12 protein-coding genes are annotated in these 13,033 nt (G+C 29.5%); 9 read left to right on the top strand and 3 right to left on the bottom strand.

Features of this window, described 5'->3' with window-relative positions; genetic code table 11:
- Positions 1-41 precede the first annotated feature (41 nt).
- From SHK09_RS00690 to SHK09_RS00675, 4 genes are all read left to right on the top strand, one after another.
- Entirely contained in the window at positions 42-803 is a 762-nt protein-coding gene (locus SHK09_RS00690; RefSeq protein ID WP_319808842.1) for an exodeoxyribonuclease III, read from the top strand.
- An 8-nt stretch (positions 804-811) separates the two neighbouring features.
- Complete coding sequence (locus SHK09_RS00685) at positions 812-2,296, top strand: lytic transglycosylase domain-containing protein (protein ID WP_319808841.1); 1,485 nt, start codon at positions 812-814, stop codon at positions 2,294-2,296.
- A 2-nt stretch (positions 2,297-2,298) separates the two neighbouring features.
- Entirely contained in the window at positions 2,299-3,282 is a 984-nt protein-coding gene (locus SHK09_RS00680) for a DUF4837 family protein (RefSeq protein WP_319808840.1), read from the top strand.
- 113 nt (positions 3,283-3,395) lie between these two features.
- Complete coding sequence (locus SHK09_RS00675; protein WP_319808839.1) at positions 3,396-3,890, top strand: DUF1761 domain-containing protein; 495 nt, start codon at positions 3,396-3,398, stop codon at positions 3,888-3,890.
- A gap of 65 nt (positions 3,891-3,955) precedes the next feature.
- On the opposite strand, the gene trpS is transcribed toward SHK09_RS00675, so the two are convergent.
- A complete protein-coding gene (gene trpS / locus SHK09_RS00670; protein WP_319808838.1) occupies positions 3,956-4,924 on the bottom strand; it encodes a tryptophan--tRNA ligase in 969 nt (322 codons plus the stop codon).
- 332 nt (positions 4,925-5,256) lie between these two features.
- Between trpS and SHK09_RS00665 the strand changes: the two genes are divergently transcribed.
- A complete protein-coding gene (locus SHK09_RS00665; RefSeq protein WP_319808837.1) occupies positions 5,257-5,850 on the top strand; it encodes a lysophospholipid acyltransferase family protein in 594 nt (197 codons plus the stop codon).
- Positions 5,847-6,485: a PAQR family membrane homeostasis protein TrhA gene (gene trhA / locus SHK09_RS00660; protein ID WP_319808836.1), complete on the top strand. Its 639-nt coding sequence runs from the start codon at positions 5,847-5,849 to the stop codon at positions 6,483-6,485. The genes SHK09_RS00665 and trhA overlap by 4 nt, the downstream gene beginning before the upstream one ends.
- A gap of 110 nt (positions 6,486-6,595) precedes the next feature.
- Here trhA and SHK09_RS00655 read toward each other — a convergent pair whose 3' ends face one another.
- Positions 6,596-7,069, bottom strand: a complete 474-nt coding sequence (locus SHK09_RS00655; protein ID WP_319808835.1) for a CYTH domain-containing protein — start codon at positions 7,067-7,069, stop codon at positions 6,596-6,598.
- An 87-nt stretch (positions 7,070-7,156) separates the two neighbouring features.
- Between SHK09_RS00655 and SHK09_RS00650 the strand changes: the two genes are divergently transcribed.
- Genes SHK09_RS00650 through SHK09_RS00640 form a run of 3 tightly spaced genes read left to right on the top strand, consistent with a single transcriptional unit; the run spans position 7,157 to position 12,672 of the window.
- Positions 7,157-9,475: a two-component regulator propeller domain-containing protein gene (locus SHK09_RS00650; protein ID WP_319808834.1), complete on the top strand. Its 2,319-nt coding sequence runs from the start codon at positions 7,157-7,159 to the stop codon at positions 9,473-9,475.
- A complete protein-coding gene (gene recO / locus SHK09_RS00645; protein WP_319808833.1) occupies positions 9,476-10,198 on the top strand; it encodes a DNA repair protein RecO in 723 nt (240 codons plus the stop codon).
- Positions 10,198-12,672 carry a TonB-dependent receptor plug domain-containing protein gene (locus SHK09_RS00640; RefSeq protein ID WP_319808832.1) on the top strand — a complete coding sequence of 825 codons (2,475 nt, stop codon included), beginning with the start codon at positions 10,198-10,200 and terminating at the stop codon, positions 12,670-12,672. The genes recO and SHK09_RS00640 overlap by 1 nt, the downstream gene beginning before the upstream one ends.
- Here SHK09_RS00640 and SHK09_RS00635 read toward each other — a convergent pair.
- Entirely contained in the window at positions 12,662-13,021 is a 360-nt protein-coding gene (locus SHK09_RS00635; protein ID WP_319808831.1) for an SdpI family protein, read from the bottom strand. The two genes, SHK09_RS00640 and SHK09_RS00635, sit on opposite strands and share 11 nt — an antisense overlap.
- Positions 13,022-13,033 lie beyond the last annotated feature (12 nt).

Here is a 13,033-nt window from a genome sequence, read left to right as displayed (position 1 = left end):
AGTGTTTCTTTCCTTTGGAAAAAAATAACAAAGACCTTTTTATGAAAATAATATCTTACAACGTAAACGGAATTAGAGCAGCCTTAAAGAAAGGTTTTATAGAATGGTTAGAAGCTGCAAAGCCAGACGTAATTTGTATTCAAGAAACAAAAGCACATAAAGAACAATTAGATTTGTCTGAGTTTGAAAATGCAGGCTATAAATATCATTATTGGTTTTCTGCACAAAAAAAAGGGTATTCTTCTGTAGCTGTTCTTTGTAAAGAAGAACCAAAGCATGTAGCGTATGGTACCGGAATTGAAGCAATGGATTTTGAAGGTAGAAACCTTCGTGTAGATTTTGATAACGTTTCTGTGATGAGTATGTATTTACCTTCGGGAACTAATTCTGAAAGATTAGATTTTAAGTTTAAATATATGGATGAAATTCAAGAATATTTAACAAATTTAAAACAAGAAATTCCTAATTTAGTAATCTGTGGAGATTACAATATTTGCCATGAAGCAATAGATATTCACAACCCTAAAATGAAAGGTGTTTCTGGGTTTTTACCAGAAGAAAGAACTTGGATGGGAAATTTTATTAAAAGCGGATTTATAGATAGTTTCCGTTATTTAAACCAAGACAAGCAAGAATATTCTTGGTGGAGTTATAGAGCCAACTCTAGAGCCAATAATAAAGGTTGGCGTTTAGATTATGCAATGGTTTCCGAACCGTTAAAAGACAAAATTTCTAGAGCTTATATTTTACCAGAAGCAAAACATTCTGATCATTGCCCTATTGCTGTAGAATTGAACTTATAAAACAAAAAATGAAAAATTTTCTCTTATTATTACTCCTTACTACAAGTGTTTTTGCCCAAACACCAGAAGCTACAACACATAAAAAAATAACAAAAGCAGATTTATTTACCGACTATGATATTGTGTTGATTGATAGCTTATTGATGGATACAAAATACAAGTCTCCGTTATATGAAACATCAACTTATATTATAAAAGATATAGAAAAAAGAGATGTTTCTAGTGTAGAATTATCAACAGAACTTTTAAAAGAAAGATTACAGCTAGTTAATGCAAAAACACCTTTTAATATAGCATATAACCCTGCATTAGAAAAAGTAATAAAATCTTATTTAAAGTATAGAAAAAGGTATTACCCAGCTTTAATGGCTAAGGCAGAATATTATTTTCCTATGTTCGAGAAACATTTAGATCAATATGATATTCCTTTAGAGATGAAATATTTAGCAATTGTAGAATCTGCGCTAGATCCTACAGCTAAATCTAGAGTTGGTGCAACTGGTTTATGGCAATTTATGTATGCAACAGGAGTGCAATATAAATTAAAAGTAAGTTCATATGTAGATGAACGTCAAGATCCAGTAAGAGCAACCATTGCAGCGTGTAAATATTTATCTGATTTATATAATATTTTTGGAGATTGGGATTTGGCATTGGCAGCTTATAATTCTGGACCAGGAAATGTAGCAAAAGCAATAAAACGTTCTGGAGGTTATAGAAACTATTGGAATATTCGTCCGTTTTTGCCAAGTGAAACAGCTAGTTATGTACCAGCATTTTATGCAACAATGTATTTATTCGAATTTCAGAAAGAACACAATTTAATTGCAGATGCACCACAAATTCGCCATTTTGAAACAGATACAATTCATGTTAAAAAGACAATAAATTTCGAGCATGTAGCGGAAACTACAGGAATAAGTGCAGAGTTAATTCAGTTTTTAAACCCTTCTTACAAATTAGATATTATTCCTTTTGTAGAAGGAAAAAAATATGCAATTACTTTACCCAGAAAAAATTCTTTTAATTTTATAGAAAATGAAACAGCTATTTATGCCTTAGCAGATTTAGATGCTTCTAAAAGAGAAAAACCTTTGCCTAAATACTTCGAAATGGATAAACGTATTCGTTACAAAGTAAAAAATGGAGATTTTTTAGGTAAAATTGCTAGTAAATTTGGTGTAAGAGTTAGTGAGATTAAACGCTGGAATAGAATGAAAACGAGTCGATTAAAAATAGGACAACGTTTAAATATTTATCCTAAGAAAATGGCAATTCCTAAGTCTTCTTCAAAAGTTTCAACTGCAAAAAAGAATGAGAAATCTACCAAAAAAGGAGCCTTTGAAACTTACGTTGTGAAAAAGGGAGATTCTCTTTGGACGATTTCTAGAAAGTTTAAAAATGTTTCTATAGATGAAATTAAAAAGTGGAACAATATTTGGAGTGTTAAAAGTCTGAAACCAGGAATTAAACTTAAAATTTATAAAAGCTAATTATGAAAAAATTATTTTCAATCTGTATTGTGGCAATTTTACTAGCTTCTTGTACAGGAACAGACAAGTTTGTATTAAGAAATTCTCTAGGGAAAATTAACAAAGTAATGGTAGTTACTAATGCTAGTGATTGGAACGGAGATTTAGGAACAGAAATTAGAAACTCTTTTGGCGAAATTATGGTTGGTTTACCACAACCAGAACCAATTTTATCTGTTTCGCAAATTACACCTAATGGTTTTAATAGTATGATGAAGGTTTCTAGAAACATTCTAATTATTGGTGAAGGTAAGAAAGAAGATTTTTATGTTAAGCAGAATATTTATGCACAACCACAGACAGTAATTTATGTTTATGGTACTAATGATGCCAGTGTACTAAAAGTGTTTAATAAGCATAAAAAAGAAATTATGGCTGCTTTTATATCTTCAGATATATTAATGACGCAGAATATTTTCAAAAAAAAGAAGTTAGACGAATCTAAGTTTAAGACACTTAAAAATTTAGGAATTTCATTTATAGCACCAGAAAATTACAAAGAAGTAGATGATACTGGAGATTTCTTATGGTTAAGACAACATTTAAGAAGTGGAATCGCAAAAACTGGAAGTAATAATATCTTGGTGTATTCAGTTCCTTTAGAAGATGAAACTACTATTTCAGAAAATATTGTAGCGGTTAGAAATAGTATTGGAGAAAAATACATTCCTGGTACAGACCCAGAAACAATGCATATGATTACAGAGGAAGCCTATACTCCTTTTACTTCTGAAATAACTTTAGACGGTAAAAAAACATACGAAACTAGAGGTAAATGGGAAGTGAAAAATGATTTTATGGCAGGCCCATTTGTAAATTATTCTGTAGTTGATAAAAAGAACAATAGAATTGTAGTTTTTGAAGGTTTTACATATGCACCTTCTGTAAACAAGAGAGCATTTTTGTTTGAGTTAGAAGCTATCGCAAAATCGATGAAGATTAAATAAAGGGATTAACAATATAGAAAAAACGTTCAAAAGATTCTCTTTTGGACGTTTTTGCATTTAACATCAATAACTTATTACCTATATTTGAGAATAAACCCAAACAAACCTTTATTATGAAAAGTAATTTTATAGTGTTCTTTATTGCAGCGGTAGTACCTTTATTAGTTGGCTTTATTTGGTATGGACCTTTGTTGGGAAATGCGTGGATGAAGGAAATGAAGTTTACTAAAGAGTCTCTAGAAGGCCAAAATATGATTAAAGTATTTGTAGTAAGTTATATATTTAGTTTTTTAATAGCTTTCTTTTTACAGTTTATAGTGATTCATCAAAGCGGCGTTTTTTCAACACTTTTAGAATCTGGTGCAACAGAATTACAAGGCGATATTCTTACATATTTTGAAGATTTTATGACTAAGTATGGTAGTAATTATAGAACTTTTAAACATGGCGCTTTACACGGAGTTTTATCTGGTGTATTTTTTGTGTTACCAGTCTTAGCAATTATTGCAATGTTTGAAAAGAAAAGCGCAAAATATATTGCAATTAATGTTGGTTACTGGATAGTAACTTTAGCAATTATGGGTGGTATTATTTGCCAATGGTTATAAAAAAATAATTTTTAAACATAAAAAAAACCACGTTATAAACGTGGTTTTTTTTATGTTTAAAATAATTAATATCCTATTTTTTCTCGAACTCTTTTTAATACAGAATCTGCAGTAACTTTTGCCTTTTTAGCACCAATGCTAAGCGCTTCGTCAATTTCATGTTTGTTGTCCATAAAATGATTATAACGTTCTCTAACGGTAGCAAATTTTTCTAAAATTAGCTCATATAAAGCTTGTTTAGCGTGCCCATAACCATAATTTCCACCTTCGTAGTTTGCTCTCATTTCTAAAATTTGAGCATCAGAAGCTAATAATTTATACAAAGCAAAAACATTGTCTGTATCTGGGTTTTTAGGGTCTTCTAAAGCCAAACTATCGGTTTTAATTCCCATAATTTGTTTACGTAACTTTTTATCAGTAAGAAAAATATTAATAGTATTTTCTCTAGACTTACTCATTTTTTCACCATCAGTTCCAGGAACTAATTTTGTGTTTTCTTGTAAACCAGCTTTAGGAATCACTAAAGTTTCTCCAACAATATTGTTAAACCTACTAGCAACATCACGCGTCATTTCTAAATGCTGTAATTGGTCTTTTCCTACCGGAACAATTTCTGCATCATATAATAAAATGTCTGCAGCCATTAGCATTGGGTATGTAAATAAACCAGTATTTACATCTCCTAATCTGTCTGCTTTATCTTTAAAACCGTGTGCTAGAGTTAATCTTTGGTAAGGAAAGAAACAGTTTAAATACCAAGTTAATTCTGTAGTTTGCGGTACATCACTTTGTTTGTAAAAGATAGTTTTATTAATGTCTAAACCACAAGCAAGCCAAGTTGCAGCTGTACTATATGTATTTTCTCTCAAAACGCTTCCGTCTTTAATTTGAGTTAAAGAGTGCATATCTGCTATAAATAAATATGCTTCGTTTTTTGGGTTATTAGCCATTTCTATTGCTGGCATAATTGCACCTAATAAATTACCTAAATGTGGTGTTCCTGTACTTTGTACACCTGTTAAAATTCTTGACATTAATTTTTATTTTTACTGCTTTTATAAACACGATAATAAAATTCTATGAATCACAAAAATACAATTGAGTGCGATAAATTAATTTTATTCTAATACAAAAATAAGGTTTTGATTAGTAAAATCAATAAACAAAAAGAATATTAGTATTTTTGATTTATATGAAATTTTTAAAAATTCCTTTATTACTAATTTGGCGAGTTTGGTTTTACATTTTAATGTTTACTTCTCTCTTGTTACTTTTTCCTTTTTTATTGATTTTTTCGATTAAAGAAAGACATTATCATATATTTTGGAAGTTCGCAAGATTTCTCTCTAAAATATTAATTTACGGTATGGGTTTTCGAATAGATTTTAGTGAAGAAGAAAGTATAGAGCCTAATAAAAGTTATATGTTTTGTCCTAATCATGCATCTCTTTTAGATCCTTTTTTATTGATTGCAATTAGTAAAAATCCTATTGTATTTGTAGGTAAAAAAGAACTTGCTAAAATACCTGTATTTGGTTTTTTATATAAAAGAACTGTAATTATGGTAGATAGAAGCAGTTTAGAAAGTAGAAAAAGAGTTTTCGAAATGGCAAAAAAAAGGTTGCAAAATGGTGTAAGTATGGCTATTTTTCCTGAAGGATTGGTGCCAACTGAAGATGTAGTTTTATCTCCGTTTAAAAAAGGAGCATTTAGTTTGGCTATAGAATTTGAAATACCAATTGTACCACAAGTTTATTATGATTGTAAACGTTTTTTTTCTTGGGATGTTTTTAAGGGAAGACCTGGTGTCTTAAGGGTACAGCAATATAATTTTATAGAAACGAAAGGAATGTCTGTAGCGCAAGATTTAGATATTCTAAAGGATAAAACATTTAATCTTCTTTATAATGATTTAGAAAAGGATTCTAAATACATGAAAGACACAACTAGAACAAAATGAGCGAAAAATTGAATCATGCATATTCTAATACAGAAGAGAAATTAAATATTTGGTCTCATGCTTTTGGTTTGGTATTAAGTATAATTGCTTTTCCTTTTTTAATTATAAAGTCTTTAAATTTCGATGGTTTTTGGAAACCTACAAGCTTTATAATTTACGGCTTAAGTTTAATTGTATTGTATGCAGCGTCAACTTTTTATCATGCAGCAACAGAACCTAAAAGAAGAAGAAAATTAAATATTTTTGATCATGCTGCTATTTATGTATTAATTGCAGGTAGTTACACGCCTTTTTGTTTAGTAGGTTTAGACTCTAGTCTAGGTAATTATATGGCAGTTTTTGTTTGGGTTTTTGCGCTTATTGGTATTGTTTTAAAATTGTTTTTTACAGGAAGATTCGATAAAATTTCCACAGCAATGTATCTTTTAATGGGTTGGCAAGTTGTCTTTTTTATTAGTCCGTTAATAGAAAGTTTATCTTCTTTTAGTTTAAACTTTTTATTTATTGGAGGTGTATTTTATAGTATTGGTGCTGTTTTATATATGATTAGAAAGTTACCTTACAATCATGCAATATTTCACCTATTTGTACTTTTAGGGAGTTTTAGCCATTTTTTAGCAATATATTATATGTAAAGTTATTTTATGAGCCCTATTTAAGGCTTTTATCTTAAAATAAGAGTTCATATTTAAAACCCTTTAACTCTTATGACAAAGAGGTTGTAAATCTTTATATTTAATATAGATTAAAGCCAGTTTTTAAAAGGGTTTTTACTAATACTAGAATTATAATATTTTAGATCTCCTGTAACTTCTTTAGCTAACCAATTTGGTTTTTCGAATTTTTCATCTTCAGAATTCAATTCAACTTCAGCAACAATTAAACCCAAGTTATCTCCTAGAAATTCATCTACCTCAAAAGTGTGCTTTCCTTTCTTTACTAAATATCTGTATTTTTCAATTAAACTAGGTTCACATAATTGCATTAATTCTTTAGCTTCAGAAACAGGTATTTCTTTTTCCCATTCAAACCTAGTTGTACCTTCTGTGTTCGATTTTCCTTTAATGGTTATAAAAGCATTGTCATTAGCTATTCTAATTCTAACAGTTCTATTTTTATCGGAATTTAGATACCCTTGTTTCAAGTATTTCTTATCGAAGCTTTCGGTTTTAAAGTCTAAGTTTTTTACTAAAAATTTTCTCTCTATTTCTATGGCCATAAAATCCTTTTCAATTTTGTACTAATGTAGTATGTTTTCGCGTTATTGTAACAATAAATAAATATCTTTGATTCATAAAATATTTAAATGAAAAAAATCTTTTCTCTTATTATATTAATTTCTTCTATCACAATGTTTTCTCAAACAGATTACAGTGAATCTTGGGAAGATTTTTACTCGTATAATAATGTAAAAGATTTTACAAAGGTAGATTCTGTAATTTATGCATTAACAGATAATGCTGTTTTTACATATGACCTTACAAGTGGCGAAATTAATAAACTTTCTTCTGTACAAGGTTTGTCTGGTGAACCAACAACAGCTATTCATTATAATAAAGAATTTAAAAGATTAGTTATTGGTTATGAAAATGGTTTGGTAGAAGTTGTAGATAATGATGGTAGCATAACTATTTCATCAGACATTATTAATTTTAATCAATCAGGAGAAAAAAGCATCAATCACATATCAGAATTTAATAACAAATTATATTTATCTACACCTTTCGCTGTAGTTGTTTATGATATTGAAAAACTAGAATTTGGTGATACTTATTTTATTGGAGATAATTCTGCATCCATTAAAATAAATGAAACAATTATAACTAATAATATTATATATGCTGCAACAGAAGTTGGTATTTTTAAAGCAGATATTACAAGTGATTTGTTAATAGATTTTAATAATTGGAAACAATTATTTACAGGTAGAAATTTTAAAGCAATTACTTTTTTAAATAATTTATATGTTATTGAAAATACTAAATTATTTGCTTTTGATGGAACTAACTTAACAGAAATTCGAAGCTTTTCTGAGGAAGTAAAAGGGATAAAAGCATCTACATCTCATTTAAGTATTTCGCTTAATAAAACAGCTATTGTTCTTAATACTACAATGAATCTAGTTGGGCAGTTTACAAATAACGCGTCTTTTGATTATTCTTTAAATAACGCTTTTTTTGAAAATAATAGGGCTTTTTTAGCAACTAAAGAATTTGGAATACTAGCAGCAACAATTACGCAACCTGCTACTTATTTAGAAATACACCCAGAAGGTCCTTTGTCTAATGAAGTCTTTTCAATTGCTGCAAATAATAGTAATTTATGGATTGTTTATGGTGGTTATAATGACATTTTTGGGCCTTTAAACATTAGAAACGGCTTCAGTAATTTTAATGGAGAAGAATGGTTAAATACAAGTTTTAACTCAAATTTACCAAATGATTTAGTAGATGTTTCTATAGATCCTAACAATAATAATAGGGTTTTTATTAGTGCTTTGGGTGTTTCGAATAATGTAAATACAATGCCAACAGGTGGTTTGTTAGAAATAGAGAATAACGTTCTTGTTAAGACTTATAATCATTTAAATAGTTCTTTTAAACCTATTGCAGTTTCTTTACCTTCTATTAATATTAGGGTTAGTGGTTCTGTTTTCGATTCTAACGGAAATCTTTGGGCTACAAATTATGAAACAGAAGAAGAGTTAGTAAAAATGTCTCCTAGTGGCCAATGGACAAGTGTCGATTTAAGAAGTATACAGTCGGATGCAAAACCAGGTTTAACAGATATTGTTGTCGATAGAAATAATAGTGTTTGGATAGGTTCTAGAGCAAATGGAGTTTATGCTTATAATGAAAACGGAAATAGAAAAAAAGCATTAGTAGCAACACCAAACTTGGGTAATTTACCAGACTCTAATGTAAGAACCATCGCCGTAGATAAAAGTAACAGAATTTGGTTAGGTACAAAATCTGGCTTAGTAGTATATAATAATGCATCTGGTATTTTTGAAGAAACAGTTTCTAACGCAGAACCTATTATTATATTAGATGACGGTATTGCTAAGAAATTAGCAGGAGACCAAACAATTAATAGTGTTGTTGTAGACGGTGCAGATAATAAATGGATAGGAACAGATAGCGGAGGAGTTTTATATACAAACCCGAGTGGACAAAAAACAATTGCTAATTTTAGCAAACAAAACTCACCTTTACCATCCAATAGAATTTTAAAAATTAGAGTAGATAATTCTACCGGTAAAGTTTATTTTGCTACAGATAAAGGTATTGTTGCTTATAATAGTAAAGTTGCTCCTTTTGGTGATGTTTTAGGCGAAGTCTACGCATACCCAAATCCGGCTCTTAAAAATCATGAAACTGTTACTATAGATGGCAGAAATGGTACGCATTTACCCAAAGGCACAAATGTGAAAATTATAGATGTTGCTGGTAATTTAGTTTATGAAACAAATGTTGTAGAAGGGCAAGAACTACAAGGCGGTAAAGTAGTTTGGAACAAGAAGAATTTAGCTGGTAATAGAGTAGCATCTGGTGTTTACATAGTTTTACTTTCTAATGATGATGCATCTGAAACTTCTGTAACCAAAATTGCTATTGTTAATTAAATGGCTGTTATAACTACCAAAGCAATTGTACTAAGCAGCTTAAAGTACAGTGATACTAGTTTAATTGTAAAATGTTATACGGCAGAAGAGGGCATAAAATCTTATATTATCAAAGGAATTTTAAAAGCCAAAAAAGGCGGAATTAAAGTAGCTTATTTTCAACCTTTAACCCAATTAACTTTAGTAGCAAATCATAGATCTAAGAGTTCTCTTCATACGCTAAAAGAAGTTCAAATTTTAAATCCATACAAAACAATTTATAGAGATATTGTAAAACAATCTGTAGTTTTATTTCTTTCTGAAGTTTTGTCTAATAGTATACAAGAAGAAGAAAAAAATGAAGATTTTTATAATTATTTAGAGGCGAGTTTAACGTGGTTAGACGTTCATGATAAAATAGCTAACTTTCATTTACTCTTTTTGTTGAACACATCTCGCTTTTTAGGTTTTTATCCAGATACAACAGAAAAAGCAGTTTTTGGTTTCGATTTGTTAAACGGAAGTTTCACAGAATCAAGAACTAATAAAGATATTATTTCTGGTAACGAATTTTATCAATTTAAAAAGCTGTTAGGCATAAATTTTGATGCTATAGAAGATGTGTCTTTTAGTAAAAATGAAAGACAATTAGTGTTGCAAACTATAATAAGATATTTTGAATTACATTTGGACGGTTTTAGGAAACCGAAATCGTTACAAATTTTAGAAGCAGTTTTTAATTGATGAAGAATTTAATTTTTACAATCGTTTTTTTTATTAGTGGTTTTACCTTCTCTCAACAAGTTAAGGTTTTAGACCAGCAAACAGGTAAAGTTGTTAAAAATGTAAGTGTTTTTAATGATAAACAAACTATTAATATTACGACAGATAATAATGGCTTTGCAGATATTTCAGAGTTTAAAAATAGTGAGTTTGTTGTATTCTCGCATCTTTCGTATGCAGTTTTAAGAGTACGAAAATCTGTAATAAAAGCTAAGAATTATGTGCTTTATTTAACAAAAGAATCAGAACAATTAGACGAAGTTGTTATTTCTTTATTTAAAACAGAAGAAAAAAGTAACAGAATTGCAGAACAAATTGCTGTTTTAAATGCAAGAGATATTCAGAAAGTTTCTGCACAAACATCTGCAGATTTATTAGCAACAATTCCTGGTATAAAAGTGCAGAAATCTCAATTTGGTGGTGGAAGTCCTGTAATTAGAGGAATGGAATCTAACCGAGTTTTACTGGTTGTAGATGGTGTTCGAATGAATAATGCTATTTATAGAAAAGGACATTTACAAAGTTCTATTACGGTAACACCAAATATGCTAGATAAAACAGAAGTTGTTTTTGGACCTTCTTCTGTAGTTTATGGCTCAGATGCATTGGGTGGTGTAATTCATTATTACACAAAAACACCTAAACTATCCGAAGAAAATGAAGTTAAAAGTCAGTTGTTTTCTAGGTTTTCAACAGTAAATAATGAAATTACTACAAGTGTATCTGCAGAAGTTAGAAGAAAAAAATGGGCTTCTTTAACAAGTGTTTCTTATAGCGATTTTGGCGATTTAAAAGCAGGTAAAAACCGTTCGCATGGTTTCGAAGACTGGGGAAAAGTGTTTTTCTATTCAGAAAATATGAATGGAAACTATAAAGAGAACCCTACAGTAAACTCAGACCCTAACTTGCAAAGAAATACGGGTTATAATCAAACAGATGTTTTACAAAAGTTCTTTATACCATTGTCTAAAAATACAGATTTAAAGGTGAATCTTCAGTATTCTACATCATCTGATATACCAAGGTTTGATAGACTAGCAGAATTAAAAAATGATGAGCTAAAGTTTGCAGAATGGTATTACGGTCCGCAACAAAGGTTTTTAGCTTCTACTCAGTTATTAATAAACCCTAATAAAAGTTGGTTAGAGAATGGAGTTATAACGGCAGCATATCAAAATTTAAAAGAAAGCAGAATTCAGCGTAAATTTGGTAGTTTAGATAGGTCTTATAGAGAAGAAGGTGTAGCTGTTTTTAGTTTAAATGGAGATTTTTCTGTAGCATTAACAGAAGATAAAAAAAGAACACTTTCTTACGGTTTTGAATTTGCTTATAACGATGTAACTTCTAATTCTTACGGTAAAGAATTAAATATTGTAAACGGAGAAATAGCTGGTTTTTCTAATGATTTTTTAGTACAATCTCGTTATCCAGATGGTGGTAGTAATTATTTAAGTTCTGCATTTTACATAGATTACAGACAAGATATTAATAAAAAATCTACTTTAAATTCTGGTATTCGTTTTACAAATACAAACTTAAATGCAACTTGGTTAGATCAAACATTTATTCAGTTAGCAGAAACAGATATTCAAGCAAATCATTCTGCAGTAACAGCAACTTTAGGGTACGTTTATAAACCAAATAAAAACTGGCAAATAAATAGCGTGGTTTCTTCTGGTTTTAGATCTCCAAACATAGATGATGTTGGTAGAGTTAGAGAAAAAGCTGGTAATGTTACTGTACCAAATATTAATGTTACACCAGAGTTTGCTTATAATGCAGAAATTGGAATTCAGAAATATTTTAATGATAAGAAATTTCGTTTTGGGGCAAACGTGTACTATACTTTATTAGATAATTATATTCAAAGAGATTTTGTTTATAATTCAGATGGAAGTGTGAAGCAAGTGGAGTTTGATGGTGAGTTAGGAAACGCAGTTTCAAACCAGAATAAGAAAACAGCTTACATAACAGGATTTACAGCCAATTATTTAGGTAAAATTTCTGATGCTTGGAAAACGTCTGGTTTTATAACTTATACTAAAGGTAGTACTTACGATACAAATGAGCCAATGTCTTCTATTCCGCCTTTATTTGGTCAGTTTGAAGTTAATTATAAAGCAGATAAGTTAGAATTAGGAGCTGCTATTCGATTTAATGCAAAGAAAGATATAGAAGATTTTAATATTACAGAAGGAATCGATAACCACGATTTAACACCAATTGTAGACGCAAATGCTACAGAAGATGTAGCAATTTATTATGGTACACCAAGTTGGGTTACTTTAGGGTTAAATGGTAGGTATGTTGTAAATACTAACTTTTCTTTACAGGCAAGGTTAGATAATTTATTAGACCAACATTATATAGAATTTGCATCTGGTGTTGCATCTCCAGGAAGAAATTTATCTCTTTCTGTAATGGCTATTTTTTAACTTTTTTCTTTTTACCTTCTTCAGTAAAATTATCTGTTAATGCTTTTTCTGTTTTTACAATACTTACAATTATCGATAGAAAAACAAAAGCCATTGGTTGCCATGTTAATTCTGCATTTAAAAAAGTTGCAAAAGCTAAACCTGCAAGAAAAGAGATACCTGCATAGATTAGCAAACTTCTGTTAAAAATATTGTTAGCAAAGTCCCAAATTTGTTGATTTTGCATTGCTTTAGGTGTCTTATAACCATAAATACTATTTATTTTTTTTGGTGGAAATTTCCAAAAAATAATACTAATTAAAAACAATAAACCGTTTGTTGTAAAGACATATAATAAAGCGTCACTCATAATATTTTTCTA

This window comes from Polaribacter sp. PL03 (genome assembly GCF_033875165.1).
GTDB lineage: Bacteria > Bacteroidota > Bacteroidia > Flavobacteriales > Flavobacteriaceae > Polaribacter.
This window is presented reverse-complemented; position numbering and strand designations above follow the sequence as displayed.